This is a genomic window from Neorhizobium alkalisoli, from assembly GCF_002968635.1.
Taxonomy (GTDB): Bacteria; Pseudomonadota; Alphaproteobacteria; order Rhizobiales; family Rhizobiaceae; genus Neorhizobium; species Neorhizobium alkalisoli.
The window spans coordinates 101,368-119,526 of record NZ_PVBN01000015.1; the positions used below are offsets into that span (position 1 = coordinate 101,368).

At 60.5% G+C, this 18,159-nt stretch carries 7 protein-coding genes and 1 pseudogene; 2 read left to right on the forward strand and 6 right to left on the reverse strand.

The genetic code is table 11. The features are described 5' to 3' along the window. Positions 1–229 precede the first annotated feature (229 nt). Complete coding sequence (locus C5L13_RS25595) at positions 230–1,024, forward strand: metallophosphoesterase family protein (RefSeq protein ID WP_105386095.1); 795 nt, start codon at positions 230–232, stop codon at positions 1,022–1,024. 3 nt (positions 1,025–1,027) lie between these two features. On the opposite strand, the gene C5L13_RS25600 is transcribed toward C5L13_RS25595, so the two are convergent. The 4 genes and pseudogenes from C5L13_RS25600 to C5L13_RS25615 all read right to left on the reverse strand — a co-directional run bounded on the left by C5L13_RS25600 (position 1,028) and on the right by C5L13_RS25615 (position 12,187). After that, positions 1,028–1,813, reverse strand: coding sequence for an SDR family oxidoreductase (locus C5L13_RS25600; RefSeq protein ID WP_105386096.1), 786 nt, complete (start codon positions 1,811–1,813; stop codon positions 1,028–1,030). 65 nt (positions 1,814–1,878) lie between these two features. Next, positions 1,879–3,309 (reverse strand): aminotransferase class I/II-fold pyridoxal phosphate-dependent enzyme, encoded by a 1,431-nt coding sequence (locus C5L13_RS25605; protein WP_105386097.1) that lies wholly within the window; start codon positions 3,307–3,309, stop codon positions 1,879–1,881. Beyond that, a pseudogene (locus tag C5L13_RS25610) lies at positions 3,309–10,764 on the reverse strand (type I polyketide synthase). The gene C5L13_RS25605 and the pseudogene C5L13_RS25610 overlap by 1 nt, the downstream one beginning before the upstream one ends. Positions 10,765–10,996: 232 nt before the next feature. Next, on the reverse strand, positions 10,997–12,187 hold the full coding sequence (locus tag C5L13_RS25615) for a polysaccharide biosynthesis/export family protein (protein WP_170117328.1): 1,191 nt from the start codon (positions 12,185–12,187) through the stop codon (positions 10,997–10,999). Positions 12,188–12,584: 397 nt separating this feature from the next. Here C5L13_RS25615 and C5L13_RS25620 point away from each other — a divergent pair, with 397 nt between their 5' ends. Next, the gene (locus C5L13_RS25620) at positions 12,585–13,433 is read left to right on the forward strand and encodes a DUF6030 family protein (RefSeq protein WP_105386099.1); all 849 of its coding nucleotides are present in this window, start codon (positions 12,585–12,587) and stop codon (positions 13,431–13,433) included. On the opposite strand, the gene C5L13_RS25625 is transcribed toward C5L13_RS25620, so the two are convergent. Together C5L13_RS25625 and C5L13_RS25630 are read right to left on the reverse strand one after the other, a co-directional pair. Then, a complete protein-coding gene (locus C5L13_RS25625; RefSeq protein WP_105386100.1) occupies positions 13,430–16,882 on the reverse strand; it encodes an ATP-binding protein in 3,453 nt (1,150 codons plus the stop codon). The two genes, C5L13_RS25620 and C5L13_RS25625, sit on opposite strands and share 4 nt — an antisense overlap. Next, positions 16,882–18,114, reverse strand: coding sequence for a metallophosphoesterase family protein (locus C5L13_RS25630; RefSeq protein ID WP_105386101.1), 1,233 nt, complete (start codon positions 18,112–18,114; stop codon positions 16,882–16,884). Before C5L13_RS25630 ends, C5L13_RS25625 begins: the two co-directional genes overlap by 1 nt. Positions 18,115–18,159 lie beyond the last annotated feature (45 nt).

Sequence of the window (18,159 nt, forward strand, 5' to 3'; positions counted from 1 at the left end):
TGTACTCCCTCATCTCGCAGACGCCGATGAAATACTGCGCGTCGTCTCACACATCTTGCGAGACGCGCCGGCCGGGTCACGCAGTCTCCCGTTGCCGTGCTTGCCGCAGACTTCGGCTCCAGCTGAGACCAACGCCGAAATTAACACTCGCAGAGATGTTAATACTCCTTTAGTTAGCCAGTTCCCATTGTCGTCATGATTCTTGTTTGAGGCGAACGGCGGCACAGCAATGCGCAAATTGACGGAGTGGTTTTCAAGGCGCGGGCTGAAGTATGCCCCCGTGCCTCGCCGCCGCCGGATCGATCTCGGCACGCTGCCACCCAGCTACCCGATCTACGTCATCGGCGATATTCACGGCTGCCTCAAGGAATTGAAGGCGGCCGAGGAGCAAGTCGCCGCCGATATCCTAGCAACCGAACGCAGCGGCCCCGTCGTCTTGCTCGGCGACTATGTCGACCGGGGCCCGAGCTCCAGCCACGTCCTGGAGTATCTCATCCGGCCAAGCGAACTCGGCCTGAAACGCCTTCCTCTCTGCGGCAACCACGACGACATCTTTCTGAAATTTCTGAAAGAGCCCGAACTTTACTCGGAGTGGCTGGGGTTAGGCGGAGAACAGACGCTCATCTCCTATGGCATCGACCTGCATCATCTCGGCGTCCGCCAGAAGGCGCGCAATGCAAAACTGGGTGAACTGCTGGCAGAGGTCGTGCCGGAAAGCCACAGGCAGTTCCTCGCCGACCTGCCCATCTCGCTGAAGATCGGCAATCTGTTCTTCGTCCATGCCGGGATCAAGCCTGGTGTCCCGCTCGATGAACAGGAGGACGAGGATATGATGTGGATCCGCGAACCCTTCCTCGCCGAAGGCCCGAAACTTCCCTTTATGGTGGTGCACGGGCACACGCCACATCCTACCCCTAGTCTTGGACCTGGCAGGATCGGCATCGATACCGGCGCTTACTACACGGGCAAACTCACCGTCCTCAAGATCGACGGCGGGCGGGCCACGTTTCTGCAGAGACCCTAGGCCTCATATGAGCCTGCGCCGATACCACCACAGCAGAACCGGCTTGATCAGCGAACCGAACAAGCCGAGAGCGGTGATCGAGAACCCGAAATAGAGCTTGGACCTGCGCCGATCGATGGCATCCACGATGCGCTCTGCAACGGCTTTTGCAGTCCAGGGCAAGGCCTTGCCCATCAGCAGCTGCGCTTCAAGGGGACGCTTGGCCAATTCCCGCTCGAACTGCGGCGTGAACGTATCGGGAGGAAAGCAGATCGAGACACCGACGCCCGATCCTGCCGCCTCGGATGCAAGGGCTTCGGCAAAACCGACAAGCGCCGATTTGGATGCGCAATAAGCCGTATAACCATAGAGGCCGATGAGCGCGGCGCCGGATGAGACGATCATGATCCGCCCCTGCCTGCGCCGCTTCATTTCCGGATAGACGGCACGGACAGCATTGGCGACGCCTAAGAGATTGATCGTTACCTGTTCGGTAAAAGCGGCACTAGAAAGCGTTTCGAAGCGTCCCGGCTCAACGACACCTGCCGATGCGACCAGTACGTCACACGGGCCCAGCGTCGCCTCGGCGGAGCCGATTGCGCTGAGGACCTCGTCCTCGACGCCCACGTCTGCTGTGACAACGCATACGCTCGTCTCCGATACGTTATGGAGTGAAAGTAGCTCCCGCCTCGCCAGTTCGAGCCTTGCCGGATCGCGGGCGATGAGCGTCAGGCGTGCGCCGCGTGCCGCATAGAGCCTTGCGACCTCAAGCCCGATGCCGCTCGACCCACCAGTGACGATGACGTGCATGAGCCCCCTCGTCCGGCTTCTCCCGGATCGCCTAGCACCATTTGACGGACAAGTATCAGCGCGACCTAAGCTTCACCAGTCGTCTGGAACAACGGAGAAAGCTTCATCACCTTGTCCATATCGAGCGAGGCCAGACCGAAATTGCGATCCTTCAAATCTTTGAGCCTGCGGGCCGTAACCTCCACCGAATGGCGGATCTGCTCTTCGGTGTGATCGCAGGTAATGAAAAACCGCAGCCTTGCCATACCCTCCGGCACCGCAGGGTGGATGATCGGCAGAACGTTGATCCCCTCCTCCAGCAGTTCATTGGAAAGCTGCACGGCGCGAAGCGAATCGCCCACGATGACCGGCACGACGGAGAAGCCCAGACTGAGCCCGGTGTCGAGGCCCGCTTCCCTGGCATATTTGAGAAACAGCGCGCCGTTGCGATGCAGCCTCTCGGTCCGCTCCGGCTCGGTGCGCAGGATATCCAGACCCGAACGCGCTGCCGCCGCAAGAACGGGGGCCAGTCCGACGCTGTAGACGAACCCGCCTGCCTCAGCCTTCAGGACGTCGACAAGCGCCTGCGAGCCGGCAATATATCCCCCGCAGCTCGACGTCGTCTTGGAGAGCGTTCCCATCCAGATATCGACATCCCGGGGATCGGTACCGAAGTGTTCGAAGGTCCCGCGCCCGGTCTTGCCCAGCACGCCGAGCGCATGGGCTTCGTCCACCATCAGCCAGAAGCCGTAACGAGAACGCAATTCCATCAGCGCCGGCAGATCGGCAACATCGCCGTCCATGGAATAGACACCCTCGACGATAACAAGGATCCGTCGAAAATCGGAAGACAGTGTCCGGAGCACAAACTCCAGATTGTCCATATCGTTGTGGCGGAAGAGGCGCCGTGTCGCGCCGGATTGCTTGATGCCCGCCAATGCGCTGTTGTGAATGAATTCGTCGTGGATCACCAGATCCAGCGGCCCCATGAGACAGCTTATCGCAGCAACATTCGTCAGATATCCGCTTACGAAACAGACTGCGGCATCAACGCCGTAGACGGAAGCAAGGTCCGCCTCCAACTCGGTATGAACGGGTCTCTCGCCGGCAACCAGGCGGCTCGCCGAGGCCGAAATCCCGAAGCGATCTATGGCCGCCTTTGCCCGCTCCGTCGTCTGTGGGTCGGTGTTGGTTCCCAGATAGTCATACGATGCGAAGTTGATGAATTCGTGCCCGCCGATTTCCGTGGTCGCGCCGGCTGCCTTGTCATGCGAGCGATAGAAAGGATTGGCAACGCCGATCATTTCGCCCGCCATCCGCTGGACATGCACGCGCTGATATTCCGGCAGCTCGTCAAAGCGCAGGACCTGGCGGACTGCAGGCGCGGGTTGCCGGTTCAACCGGGCTGCGCGATTGCGCCCGGACGATTCGCTCGCCTGACGCATCTTGTCCAGCAGACCACGCTTTCCCTCCACGCCGAGGCCAGCGGAAATTTCGTCGTCCGGACCTTTTTTCATCACTGCGTCGCTGCCTTCTGCGGCTGGGTGTTGGAGTGGCTCTTCACCAGCCGGTCGACCACCTCATTCTGAGGTTCGGCCGCATCTTCCGCCTCGTCAGTGTGCTTCGATACACGTTCACGCAAGCGCGTCACGACGTCACCCACGGTCGTGTCGTCCCCAACGCCGCTCAATGGAATATCGAATCCGGTCTTCTGCTGGAAGCCCATTCCGAGTTCCATCGCCATCAAGCTGTCGAGGCCGATATCCTTGAGCACCTTGTCAGGCGTGATGGTGTCTTCAGTCACCCGCAAGATCGCCGCAATCTCGCCGGCGACGAATTTGTGAAGGATCTGCTGCGCCTCTTCGGCAGATTTGCCGTGGATCAGCTCCTCCAGATCGACCGTATCGCCATCGGCAACAGCATTGCCGCTGCCGGCCTGGCGGACGATCGTCTCGAAGATCGCGCCTTTGGCAATCGGCAACATGCGGACAGCATTCCAGTCGAGTTCAGCAATCATCACCGCCGCCGCGTCGATGCTTCCGGTATCCGCCACGAGATAGCGCTCGACCTGCTCCAGCGCATCACGCGCCTTCATGGCCGTCTTGCCGATCCGCTTGGCAAGGATCTCGTTGACTTCGGCATTGCGAGCGAGGAAGCCGGTGTCGGCGATTGCACCAAAACCGACGGCGAGCGCCGGCAGACCTGCGGCACGCCGCTTGCGCGCGAGCCCCTCCAGATAGCCGTTGGCAATAACGTAGTTCGCCTGGCCGGGATTGCCGATCATCGTCGTTGCAGAAGAGAAGAGCAGGAAGAGCTCCAGAGCGTCCTTGGAGGTCAAGCGGTGCAGGACTTCGGCGCCCCTCACCTTCACGTCTACGACCGGTTTGTTTCGTTCGGGCGTCAGGTTCGAGAGCAATGCGTCGTCGAGCACCATCGCCGCATGAATGACGCCCTTCAGAGGCGCCTCAGAGCGAAGAAGCTCAAGCAGCGAGCTGGCTGCCGCTTCGTCCGTGATGTCGCAGGCATGAACCGTCGCGTGGACACCCTTCTTTTGCCATTCTGCGATCGCCGCCGTCGTTTCCTCGTCCGCGACACCGCGGCGCGAGCAGAGCGCGATACGTCGGGCACCCTTGGCTACCAGCCAGTCTGCGGCCGACAGGCCGAACCCGCCGATGCCCCCCGCAACCAGGAAGATGCCCTCAGCCGAGAAGCGCAAAGGCTTTCCTGCCGCTGCCAGAACCTTGTGTTTGCCCGAAACCGGCGGCCGGACAACGATCTTGCCGATGTGCCCGGCATTCTGCATCAGACGGAAGGCGGTGCCGATCTCGTCGTGGCCGAAGGCGCGATAGGGAAGCGGCGCCAGCTTTCCATCGGCGAACAGACGCCCGATCTCTGCAAAGATCTTCTTGGTGACAGCTGGCAGGTTGACGAGGAGTTGATCCGCGTCGATTCCGAAATAGCTGATATTGCGCCGGAACGGCCGCAGCCCGATCTTGCGGTCGGAATAATAATCGCGCTTGCCGAGTTCAAGGAAACGGCCGAATGGTTTCACCAGTTCGATGCTTCGTTCCATGGCCTCGGAGAACAGCGAGTTCAGGACGAGATCGACGCCCTCGCCGTTGGTGACGCCGCGGATACGGGTCACAAAATCCAGCGACCTCGAATCGAAGATATGATCGGCTCCGAGTGCCTCCAGGAAACGCCGTTTCTCCACCGTACCGGCGGTGGCAATCACGGTTGCGCCCTTCAATTTCGCGATCTGTAACGCCGCGAGGCCCACGCCACCGGCGGCGCCGTGGATGAGAATCGTTTCGCCCTTTTCGATATGGCCGAGATGGACCATCGCATAATAGGCCGTCAGGAACGCAACCGGGACCGTTGCTGCGGCGGCAAAATCCATTCGCTCCGGCAATTTTGTGACGCCATCGCGGCGAACGCGAACGTGGCTAGAGAAGGCAGCCGGCGCGATGCCCATGACCCGATCGCCGGGCTTCAGGTCAGTTACAGCTGCTCCCACCTCGATCACGCGTCCGGCCAGCTCCATGCCGATGGTAGCGCCGGCAAAACCGTCCTCCAGCGCTTCCTCCGGCAGGAGGCCCATGGCCCACATAACGTCGCGGAAGTTGAGGCCGGTCGCCTCGACAGCAATGACAACCTCGTCCTTGTCCGCTCTCGGCAGATCGCATTCTTCCCAGGCGATGCTGTCCACACGGCCGCTGACGAGCTGCCGGATGGTCGCCGCCGAATAATCGGAAAGCACGACATCGGAGGACGGGAACGGGCCGACTGCTGCGCGAACTTCCCGAAGGCGATCATCGACCAGCATCCACTCGCGATTGGCTGTCGACGCGGAAAACACCTGGCTCAAAACCGAGGACGTGGCGACACCCTCGGTTTCGGCATCCAGAAGATGGACATCGAAGGTATCGTATTCGTTCTGCAGGACACGGGCAAAAGTCCAGAGGCCGGCATTAACCTCATCGGTGCGCTCCGCCGCCAACGGCGCCCCCCCCCGGAGCCAGGATGACAAGCTGCGGTTTTTCAGCAGTCGCGGCGACATCCCGAAGGTGGGCCGACAATGTTTCTGCCAGAAGTCCCAGCCGGCGCAGACGGTCCTGCTCCAGCGCAGAAGCGTCCCGTGTTCCCTTCCGCTCGGCAACATAGGCGAGTCGGAGCTGTTGTCCCTCGGCTCGCCTGAACGCTTCGGCAAGCGCTGCTCCGTCGGCCTCGACATCGAGCGTTTCGATCTTTGCACCGCCCACCGCAATGGCGCGGTCGGGGGATTCGCTCAGCATTACTATGGAACCGGAGGACGCAATTGGCGCTGCCTGCTGCACAGACGCCGGCGCTTCGGCCGATACCAGGATCAGCGCTCCTTCCGGACAAGCCCGCTCCTCCACCTGCGGCTTTTCGAAGCCGAGGGTGATGATCATGTCCTCTATCTGAGCCGCGGTGCCAAGCTGACCGACCGGGAAATCCGCAGATTGGCTACCTGCGAACCAATCTTCCGCCTGACCGAATACGAAGTCGTTAAATGCAGATGGAGCGCGGTCAGCAAACACGAGAGTTGCACCCCGCTCCGACGCGGACCGGATTGCGGCCCGCACCCCTTCGTGGCTCGACAAGAGGACCTGGCTCTGCGTGCCTGCGGATACGACCAAGTCGGCCACCGGATGCCCGACCAGTTTTTCAACTTCCGGCAGAACGACATGGACATCCTGTTCGAAGGCGATTTCTAGTGTTCGACGGACGCTCTCGCGCGGCTCGGCGATGATCAGCGAGGCACCATTCTCAGCGACAATTGCCGCCAGGCGACGGCTGAAGGCCACGGACGCCGTGCCAACCTCCAGGACGTGACGAATGCGTCCCTTCCCGGCGGCAAGAGCTCCCTCGACAGCCTCGATAGCGGTTGAGAGCCGTCTTTCCGCCAGAGGCGAATGAACGAGGACGTGGTCCAGCGTCGCTTCACTGACGGCATCGATCCATTCGGCCGGTTCAGCGCCATCGCGCAGCGCCGTCACGGACAGTCGCTCGATGATCGTCCTGTAGGCGTCGTTGACGAGAACCGCCTCCGCCACGCGGCCAGCGTTTTCCCGACAGGCCTCCTGCAGAATTTCGCTTACCGGCGGCAGCGTGAATTCCTTGGGGATATGCCACTCGCCTTCATCGGCCGTCGCAATGCCTGCATCTTCGAGAATGAACAGGCAGTTGGTCAGGAACGAGCGAAGCGCCGTGTCACCCGGCAGCCGCCGTGCGGAAACGATGCCCCGGTGGTCGGCCAGCATCGCCGCAATTTCATGACATGCCCGATAGATCGCGGCATCGAGAAGCAATGTCGCATTGTCGGTCGCACCGACTGGAACAGTGCCAAACGTTGCGGCCATGCCGACCTGCGGGTCTCTTTCCGATGCAGGCAGCGAAGCCGGCACGGTTTCGTAGTGGAACGCCACCGAAGCCAAGGTGTGATGACGGCGCAGCGACGTACGGCGGAAGCGGCAGTCATCAAAACTTGCTACGGCGTCGCCGGCTGCGTCCAGCATCTGAAAGCGGACTTTGATGGAGAAGCCGCTAAACCGCTCGATTTCGATCAATGCCTTGGCGATCGGGCCCTTTTTTCCGGTTACCCGGATCGAGCCGAAACGGACCGGAATATAAGGGGAGCCCCCTTCATTGCCGGAAAGCTGGTCGAACAGCGCCACCAGACCGTGGAAGGCGGCATCCACCGAAAAGGGGTTGAGGTTATATTCCACAAAGGGATGAGCCGGCGCGTCGGCTGGCTTCAGGTTGACCTCGATGAACGTGCGTCCAAAAGCCTCTGCGCTGGAAAGAAGTTGGAACCGAGGGCCATACTGAAGGCCGAAGCGCTCCGCCGTCCCATAGGCCAACTCGGCCGTTACCAGTTTACTCTCTTCGCCGGCCGGGCGGGTTATCGGCTTGTCGGTTTCGCAGCCGATGGAGTGACGGCTACGGGCAATCGCATGCACGGTCCAGTCATCATTGCTGAGCCGCTCGCGGGAACGGATTTCGATGTCACCGGTCTCCGGCGACAGCAATGTCGACAGTTCCACGATCCGATCCTGACGCAGTTCCAGCGGCCGAACGATCTCAAGGTTGGAAATCTCGGCTGAATCGGTACCGTAGTAGCGTTGCGCTGCCGTCACGGCGATCTCGATGAAGCCGCTGCCGGGCAGGATCGGACGCGAATCCACCACATGCTCGGCGAGATCCGGGAACAGCCGGGCATCGATGTGATTCTTCCAATGGGAAGCATTGGGATCGCTACGCCAGCCAAGAAGGGTATAGGTCTGGCTGCCGTTGCGGCCGAAGAGATCGATTTCGTCGCTTGTCGCCGGCGTCCTCAAATCCATCGGCTCGAACGGCAGGCTCGGCAGATCGACGGCGGCGTTGCGTTTGCCGCTGTGGCGGGACTGAAGCGGCGAGGCGCCGTTCGCGACAGCGCGGGCGAAAGACTGGGCAACCGGGTCTCTGCCCGACACCGGCGTCTCGCGCTGCAGCGTCGCCGTCACCACGGCCTGCGCGGACTGGTTCTTCGCGATATCGTTGACGTAATTCGCAAGAATCGACCTTGGCGATATCTCTATGAAGAGGTTGCAGCCCATCTCCAACGCGGCCTCGGCGGCGGATTTGAAAAGGACCGGTTCGCGAACATTATGCCACCAGTATTCGGCATCCAGTCCGCGGCCGTCCTGGGTCGTGCCAGTGACCGTCGAAATATAGGTGTAGACGCCGGCCTCCGGCTCGATCTGCGGCAGATCGGCAAGAAAGGCGTCCTTGGCGCTGTCGATGATCGGATGATGGAAGGGATAGTTGATGTCCAGGACATGCGCGACGATCTGCGCCTTTCGGGCGGCGTCGCGAAACGCCTGGATTTCTTCTGTCGGACCGGAGATGGTCACCGAATTCGGAGCATTGATCGCAGCGACACAGATGTTATCGAGACCATGCGTCTTGGCAAAGGCAAGCGCGGCCTCGTCGTTCAAGACGACAGCCGCCATCTTGCCCTGACCTGCGAATAGATCCTGATACCTCGACCGCTTCGCCACGATCGCAACGGCCTCGGCGGCCGTAAGCGCCTTTGCAGCGTAGGCTGCCGCGATCTCACCCACGGAGTGACCGAACACGACTTCCGGCTTGACGCCAAGCGCGACAAGGCAGTCCGAAAGCGCGGCCTGGACAGCAAACAGCAAGGGCTGAGCAATCTTCGTGTCGCCGAGCCTCAGAGCTAGATCGGGGGAAACGAGCAGATCCGTGAGCTTCTCGCCGAGATGATATTCGAAGAGCGCACTGAAAGACTGGAAACACTGACGGAAATGACGGTTTTCCTGATAGGCCTCGACACCCATTCCGGCCCACTGAGCACCATTCCCGGAAAAGACAAAGGCGATTTTTGCGGCCTGAGATGGCGCTTCGCCCCGCTCTCCCTGGGAAGCTTCCCCATCCAGATGCGCCTCGATCGCCCGCAGGACGCCTTCGCTGTCCTTGGCCTCGACAGCGAAGCGATGGCGAAGCGTCTCCCGGTTGGCCGCTGTGGCGCTGATGACGCGGCGAGCGTGATCCGGTGCTGCGGCGGAAAGACGCTCGCGGTACTCTTCAAGAAGTCGCGACAATGCGGACGTCGTATGGGCACTTGCAACGAAAAGGGAGCTTTCGCCCTTCGGCGGGTCGAGAGGAGCCAGTCGCTCCGGATCACTGATCACCACATGCGCATTCGTCCCACCAAAACCGAAGGAATTTACGCCCGCAAAGCGGATTTCCTTGGCAGGCAGCAATTTTACGGCGGAGGTATTGACGCGGACATTCAGCCCGTCGAAGTCGATGTCCTCGTTGACCTTTTCGATATGAAGAGAGGCCGGCAGGAAATTGTTCTGAAGCGCAATCATCGCCTTCAACAGACCAAACAGACCGGAAGCCGGTTCGGTGTGGCCGATGTTCGTCTTGATCGAACCGAGCGGCACCGGCGCGCGCCGCCGCTTCCCGATCACCGTTCCGATCGCCCAAACCTCGGCCGGATCCCCGACGCGTGTGCCCGTACCATGCCCTTCGATGAACGCGATGCGGTTCACATCGATGGCGCTGTTTTCATAGATCGACTGCAGAAGCGCCGCCTGGGCTTCGCGCGATGGCAAACTGATGAAGTTCGTGCGGCCAGAAGAATTGACTGCCACAGCATGGAGCGTGGCGTAACTGCGGTCCCGCTCCCGCTTTGCCTTGTCCGAGCGGCGGAGAACAATCGCGACGCCACCTTCGGAGCGCACATAGCCGTGGCCATTGGTGTCATAGGCCCGGCAAAGCCCTTCCGGGGAAAGCATGCGCGCCTGGGCAAAACCCACGAACGACAGGGGATGGACAAGCAGGTTTATGCCGCCGACGATGGCAGTGTCGATATCGCCTTTTTCCAGGGCGGCAACCGCCTGGTCCAGCGCGACCAGCGATGAGGAACAGGCCGTGTCGATCGTCATGCTCGGCCCCTTCAGGCCGAAGATGTGCGAAATGCGATTGGAAACAATCGACAGCGTATTGCCCGTCATGAAATACGGGCTGCCTGCGGCCGGGTCTTCGGAAAGCAGGTTTCCGCTTTCAAGGCTGGATGCGCCGATATAGACGCCGACGCGCTCGTCCGCGAGCTTGCTTACCGGCAGATTGGCATCCTCGAGTGCCTGCCACACGAGATTGAGGAGAATACGCTGCTGCGGGTCCATCTGCATCGCTTCGCGCTGCGAAAGCCCGAAGGCTGCCGGATCGAAAGCATAGATGTCATCAAGAACACCAGCCGCGAAAGTGTAGGTCTTGCCCGGCACACCCTGCCCCGGATGCCAGAAGCGGGCGCGATCCCAGCGATCGGCTGGTATTTGAGTGATCGTGCAGCGCCCTTCGCGCAGAACCTTCTGCAAGTCATCTACAGAATTTGCGCCTGGGGCAACACTGGCCCTGCCGATGATTTCGATCGTCATGGTCACTCGAATTTTGTCGCATCTAGTCCCGGCGAGCCGATTAAAAACCTCCTTCGCCAGATCCTTCTAACAACATACTTATCGAAAGTTGTCACTCAAAAATCTGGCTTATCCATGCCGTTGCAAAAACTGCCCTGTCGATAAAGGCGCTTTTCAGCATGTCAGGCGGCTTTACCGCCAATTCCCGACGCAGATCGGTCGACGGGATGGCGACCGCTATCGAACCAAATAATTAATTACTAAACCGCTGGATGTTGTACGCGGCGCTCGCCCCTTGAGAAGCGATCCCGATCGGAGCGCCGACAATGCCCAAGAATTTGGTAAAGTCGACCGACATATGCCGCGAAGCATAGATCACGTCACGGCTCTTGACCGGGAAAGTCTGTCCAACCACGAGGCTGTCCGGGTTTCTCATATTGAAGCGATAGACGATCGGATAGCGCCCGTCCTTGTTCGGCTGCATGCCCTTGCGCAGGAGCGCATCCAGACGCTGCTGACCGACAAGCCCGAGGACCACGTCCGGTTCTTCATAGCGGAAAAGGAAATAGCCCTCAGCATCGACGGTATTGTCGTTACCACCGCCTCCAAGCGCGACCGCCTCCAGGAGGTTAAGGTCATTTGAACCGAATTCAACGCGCGAATTGCCCTTGATCGCACCGAGAAGGGTGAATGTGCGCGGATCGCGCGTGACGAAGACCTGGTCTCCGGGCTGAACGTAGATGTTTTCCGACGGATTATCGATGATCGACTTCAGCAAGGCTGTGCCGGTGCGCCTGCCGCGCACGAGGGTCACATAGCTCTCGTAAGGCTGAGCAACCGGCCCACCCGCCTTGGCGATCACGTCCGTGATCTGCTCACCGGTCAGATTCAACGGAATCTGGGAAGACTTGCCGACAGCCCCGGACACGGTCACGCTTCTCGATGGCGTATTGAGGCTGGATACGATGACGTCCGGCTCAACAGCTTTGCTTGCCAACGCAGCCAAAATAGCCTGACGTGCTTCCTCAAGCGTCTTGCCGACGAAACGTACGGAGCCGACATAAGGAATGGCAGCGGTTCCATCGGGCTGCACGACGACATCGAGATTTGTCTGCTTCGATTCACTGGTGGAGAACAGGCCGTCCGCGCCGGCTTCGAAGATCGTCACCTTCAACTGGTCGCCCACGCCAATGACAGCTCTGCCAGCCCCGCCACCGCCGAAGCCGAAGCGTCTTTTGAGAGCCGTGGATACGTAGTCGGATACCAGACGTGCCGAACGGCCATCCACATCCACGACCTCGAACACGGCCGCATTCAGCCGGCCTATTTCCGCTCCCGACCGGCCGCTGTCAGCATTGATGGCGGAAGCCATCGGACCTTCGCCAGGGACGCCCTGACAGCCCGCCAGCACCGCACAGATCATGATCGCAGTCACTCGAACCAAATTCCGACACTCCAAGTCAGCACCGATGCCATCTGCCGACGATTCAGCACAACACATCTTCCATGAATCCGGCTGCCCCTGAAAAGCACAGCAGGCACCGAACAACAAGAAGGATTCCTAACGGTTGCCCAAAATAAAATATCTGTGCGCTTTTAAGGCCATAGTCGCCAATAACCTAATATCCGTCCCTGAACCTAAACAAGTTGAGTTAAATGCCTTTTAAATGATTTGGTTAATGCAGAGCCCAGAAGCCGGCATTGGAGACGGTTATTTTTGATGCCAAACAGCTTACTAGCCTCAGGGTTAAGCGGGCTGAGAGAAACGGTTCCGAGCGGCTCGGCAATATGTTATGCGCCTTGACCACCGAAGGGATTTCCCTCGGTCGGAAATGAAGTTGATGCCGAAAGAGGACAAGCCAAACATCGTGACACCTGCCGATCAGCGCCGAAAGCAGCGCTCGGCCGTTTTTGTCTTCGGCGTGTTCCTGGTGGTGATCCTGGCAGGACTCGCCGCGACGGTACTTTTGGTCAACGATGGACGAAACTACAAGCGCCTGGTCCGCAAATTCGGGTTGGAAGAATATCTTCTTCCTGCGCCGCCACCGCCGGATCTGCGTGTCGACAGGCAGCGGCAGTTGCAGCCCGCGGACCGCTATCCGCCCTGGCTGCTGAGGACGAGGCTCGAACGTAGCGCCCTCTTCGAAAAGAACACGTTCCTTTCCCCCGAGGAGCGCTGCGACAAGGTGGGTGCAGAGCGGGATGCCGCTCCCGAATTTACAAGCGCGAACGATGACTGGGAATGCCTGTTCTTTGAGAGCTTCGGCACGGCAACGGAACCTGCATCCCTGTTCGTTCAAGCCAGAGGCAGTTTGCCAGATGTGCTTCAGAGCTTTCGAATCAAGCTCAGCTTTACCGATCCGCTCGTCGAGCGAGCCGTTGCCGACGAAACGATGGCGATCATCGATCGCTTCGGTATAGCGATCACTCGGGAAACGCGAGACTACCTCGCAAACAAGATCTCGAGACGTGAAGATTTCACCTCCGTGCTCGAAAACTATCGACTGACGTTCAGCCGGGAAATGATGGATGATCGGCGCCACAACCTGCTTGTTCTCCCGCGACCGCCGAAAGTCGCTTGTGGCGAACCCGCACCGCCCTCGCCCGACAAGAATCTCAGACCGATCTACCGAATGCCGATCGGGTGTCTGGTCTCGAACGGGCCGCCCAAGCCCCTGCCCGCATCCTAAAGTCTTTCCAACTGGATGAGATCCAGGCGATCTCCGATCTCCCGCCGGGCAATGTCTACCAAGCTCGTCTGATGCGTGAAGAGCACCGTCTGGAATGCTTTGCCCCCTTCCGCGAGCACACGAATGCCGGCTGCCGTGCGCTCGTCGTCGAAGGTCTGAAAAATATCATCCAGGATGAGCGGCACCGGTTCGTTGCGGCTGCAATAGTCCTCCAGGAATGCAAGACGCAGCGCCAGATAGAGCTGGTCGCCCGTCCCCTCGCTCAACCCTGGAAGCGCCACCTGCTCGCCCGTCCTGCGTTCCACGGCAAGCTGCAATTCGTCTTTCTCGTCGTAAACCTGCACCAAACGGGAGAAGCGCCCTCCCGTGAGATCGGCAAAGATTTGCCCGGCCCGTTTCATTACCGGATCGGCCTGCCGTTCCCGATAGGCTTCCATCGAATTCGCCAGGAGGTTTGATGCAAGCTTCAGCACCACCCAGCGCCGCGCAAGTTCCTTCGCCTCCTGCTCGGCAGCAAGCTTCTGGAAAACGGCGCGTTCGGCGCCTATCCCGGCCTCCAGTTCCCGGCGGCGACGAAGATTGTCGGCCTCGGCAGTCCGCAGGGCGGAAATGCGATCCACCTGCCGATCGTCTTCCGCCTCCAGACTTTCGATTGCCAGCTCCGCCGCTATCCGGTCGAACTCTACAAGAGCGGCGCGTACCTCGTCCTCATCGGAGCCATCCGCCTGCTCGATAAACCGTGTGCGACACTGGCGAAGATCCGCTTCAATGCGGCTGCGCTGCCGCAGATCCTCAAGCACGGCCGGCAGATCGGAAACGGATTTGGACGCCAATTCGGCCAATTGTTCCAGTTCGGCTTGGCGATCGCCTGCCTCCTCGGAAAGCCTTGCCGATATCAATTCGGCACGCTCCAGCGCAGCCAACAATAGGTGCCGTTGATTCTCCTCCGCCTTGGCAGACATCGCTCGCTCGTTCATCATGCCGGCCGCGACATCGGCGGGCAAAGCGGCCAAGTCCGGCGCGACGTCGCTACAAATTGCTCTGACCTCGCCTTCGAAATTCTCCATATCGCGCGCCATTCCGCGTACGCGGCGGTCGCGGTTCTCCCGTTCAGACAAAAGGTCAGGTACAGTTCGCCACACTTCGAGTAATGCGAAAGCCATGTCCACCGTCGCGTCCTCAGAAAGTCCCGTGAGGACGGCGGCGTTGGCAAAATCGGTGCGCCAGCGCTGGATATCACGGCGCAGTTCGGCCTCCCGCTCCTCCATCTTGTCGAGCGCCTCCTGGGCGGAATGACGCTTGCCCTCGCGTGACCGGCTTTCATTCCAACGATCGGTGATTTCACCGATCCGACGGTCGAGCGAACGCGCAAGTGCGATCGACGGCAGAGCGCCAGAGGCAGGCTCGATCGCCTCTGCGATCGCCGTTAGAGCGGATTTCAGCCCCTCTTCCTTGATCCGCAGCGTCTCGAACTCGTCCTTTGCCTCATCCAGCGTCTCGGACAGCACAAGGATCCGGTCCACGGCACGGCGCCATTCGATCATCCGCTCCGGGTTGGAAGGCAGGACGGGGGCGGCGTGAAAAAGATCTTCGAATTCGGTAACGGCGTCCGAGGCTGCAATCTCCGCTTCCCTGGCGGCCAGTTCGGCCGCGTCAGTCGCCTGTTCGAGCTCCCTCCGCCTCAAGGAAAGCTGGGCGTGCCGGGAAACCCGTTCGGCATCTGAAAGTGCGGCATCGGAAAGGCCGTCCGCCTCCCTGACTGCGTTCCTCACCTCGCTCAACGTATCCGCGGAAGGTTTTCCGCCCAACGCGTCGACAAGCTCGTCGCGCCGTGCCCGGGCGGTGGCGATATCCTCTCGGGAAACGATCCTCCCCTCGCCTTCCAGTACCGCGAGCTGGCCGCCGACCACCTTCGCCTCCTCGCGCAGCGCCGCAAGCTTTTGCGCCGCCTTCACGCTTTCGGCTCTCGCCGCTTCAATAACGCCCCGGTGTTTGGTCAGGGTCGCTATATCCGGCAGAGGTGCGGAAAGAAGGCGGGCAATATCCTTAACCGGCGGATCGAGGCGAGCGCAAGCGGCAGCAATATCGGCTTCCGCCCGCGAAACACGCACCTTCAAAGACTCGACGTTCGAGAGTTCACCGATCTCGGGACGCAGCGCCGCAAGCTGGTCGGCCCAAGGTTTCGGGTCGATCAGCCGCCCATTCGGCCCGTCGCTTTCCAACCGACGCAATACGTCTTGCGCATCTTCGAGCTGCTGGCGGTGCAGCTTCAGGCCGCGATCAAGCTCCATCCCTTCATCCGCAAACCTCTTGAGGCGGGCGAGGTCGGCGTCGGTCGGCTGGGCCCGTTGCAGAACGTCGAGCCCTGCAAAACCGAGGCGCCGCGCCGCTTGGGAAAGCCGCATGTCAAAACCGTCGACCTCATGCCGGACCCTGGCGATATCCTCTTTCGCGTTGAGGTACGCGCCCTTTTGAGCATGCATGGCGACTATTTTCGGCGCTGCTGCGATCAAGACCTCATCGACGTGGATGGCCTTGATCTCATCGTTGAGCCTCGACGCTTCCGTCTCGGCCAGATGCCTCGCCTCCGCATTTTGGCGGGCCGCCTCCAGCGCGCGTGCAAGCCGCTCCTCGAAATCGGCCGATATCCCTTCCAGCACCTCGTATTGCGCCAGAAGCGCGCGTTCACGATCGATTTCACGCAGCACCGGCTCGAGGCGCATAAGCCTGCGCAATCGATCCAGGGCACGTTTGGTTTCTTCCCGTTGCGTCTGAACCGCTTTCAGATCGGCCTCGATCTCGGCCTGTTCAGCCAGCAACTTCTTCCAGTCGGTCGACTTCAGCTCGTTGTCGCGCTCGCCCTTGCGGGCGTCTTCGTGCGCGTCGAGCACCTGGTAGAAGAGCCTGTCCTTCGATTTTCGCGGCGCGTAGATGCCGTCCGCATCTGCCTCGAGCTGCCTGCGCAGATCCGAAAGTCCGGTAAGTCCCGAGGCTGCCGAAAACAGCAGGCTGCCGATCTCCCCACCGCTCTTCAGCATCGTTTCTCCGCCAGCCCGCAGAGAAGCGGAATCAAGACCGAAGGCACGTTCGAAGACTTCACGCGAGAGCGTGCCGAGGAAGCGCGCCAGGATATCCTCGGGCAAGGCCTCCTCACCTTCGCTCGCGGTCAGGAGGGTATTCTTGCGGCCTCGCCTGCGGCGAAATGAAAGCATCTGCCCATCGCGGGCAACTATCTGCGCCCCCACCCGCAATGACGCCGGATCATGAAGGAAGCTATATTCCGCCGCGTTGGGAAAGCCGAACAGAAGATCCGATATTGCCGATAGGGCTGATGATTTTCCCGCTTCGTTCGGTCCGTAGATCACATGAAGGCTGGCATCGGGCCGGAATGGCAGCACCTGGTCCGTGAGCGCGCCGTAACGCAGAATGTCGAGGCGATCGAAACGCATCAAGCCCTCGCCGCGCGTGCAAGGAGAAGATCACGAGCTTCCGCCAATAGCGCCGCTGCGTCATCGTCGAGCGGCAGATCGCCAGCTCCGATACCGCTCGGCAGACGCGAAGCGATCTCCGCGATCCGCGCATCAGCGTCCGCGATGAGTTCGGACGAAAACGTACCCATGGGAACCAGTCCTTCGAGACCGAGCAGGTCCATGGATACCGCAGCACCGTTCACCACCGGCTCCACGCGTACATCGAGCTTTTCCAGCCAGATATCTTCATGGCAGCGGTGGCAGGCAGCCTGCACCTCGTCCCGGAAATCGTCGGCACGCGCCTTCAATTCGCTGCGGAAGCGGCTCTTGCCGGTCAGCCGAATGCGCAGGGCCAGCGGGCGGCCCTCCATCCTTTCCGCAGTCGTATCCAGGGTGTTTTCCAGACGGCGGAGAATGGCAGGGATGTTGTCATCCGGATCGATCTCCACGGCAAGTTCGGCGAAGCGTGCAAAATCCGTGATGATGCGCTCATAGACCATGTGACCATCCTCGACCGTCACCAGGACAGCGCCCTTGGCACCCTGTTCACGGATCGAGCGGCCCTGCAGATTGCCGGGGAAAACGATGAGCGGGTCGCTGGAAACGATCTCGAAATCGTGGACATGGCCGAGCGCCCAATAGTCGTAGCCCCGGGAGCGCAGGTCTTCGACGGAGCAAGGCGCATAGGGCGCATGCGGTTCGCGCCCGGTGAGCGAGGTGTGGAGCACCCCGATGTTGAACCAGCCAGGCTCCGGCTTCGGATAGGCAACTGCGAGGTTTTCACTTGCCGAACGTTCGGCAAAACCCTGGCCGTGCAGCGCCACCTTCAGGTGGTCCAGCCGGAACGTCCCGGGCTTGTTGACCGGAAATTCGCTGACATTCTTCGGCAGCGTGATCGTCCTGGTGATGACGCTTTCGGCGTCATGATTGCCTTTCAGCAGGAAGACCGGAATTCCGGCGCGCTCCAGCCGCGCCACTTCCCGGTTGAAGAACAGGCCGATCTTGTTGTCCTTCCAGTCGCCGTCATAGACGTCGCCGGCCACGATGAAGAAATCTATCCTGCGCTCGACTGCCTGATCGACCAGCGCCGAGAACGCCTTGCGGCTTGCCTCGATGAAAAGTTCTGCAATCGCCGCGTCCTTCGTCGCCAGCCCCTGAAACGGGCTGCCGAGATGAAGGTCGGCGGAATGGATGAAACGGAAAGAACTCATCGAATCGCTTGTTTTGATTGCTCCATAGGAACAGGTGTTTTAGGC

Excerpts from the sequence above, each read along its gene's own strand:
- C5L13_RS25605 (WP_105386097.1), bottom strand. The coding sequence starts at position 3,309 with ATGAAAAAAGGTCCGGACGACGAAATTTCCGCTGGCCTCGGCGTGGAG.
- C5L13_RS25600 (WP_105386096.1), bottom strand. The coding sequence starts at position 1,813 with ATGCACGTCATCGTCACTGGTGGGTCGAGCGGCATCGGGCTTGAGGTC.
- C5L13_RS25595 (WP_105386095.1), top strand. The coding sequence starts at position 230 with ATGCGCAAATTGACGGAGTGGTTTTCAAGGCGCGGGCTGAAGTATGCC.
- C5L13_RS25630 (WP_105386101.1), bottom strand. The coding sequence starts at position 18,114 with ATGAGTTCTTTCCGTTTCATCCATTCCGCCGACCTTCATCTCGGCAGC.
- C5L13_RS25620 (WP_105386099.1), top strand. The coding sequence starts at position 12,585 with ATGCCGAAAGAGGACAAGCCAAACATCGTGACACCTGCCGATCAGCGC.
- C5L13_RS25625 (WP_105386100.1), bottom strand. The coding sequence starts at position 16,882 with ATGCGTTTCGATCGCCTCGACATTCTGCGTTACGGCGCGCTCACGGAC.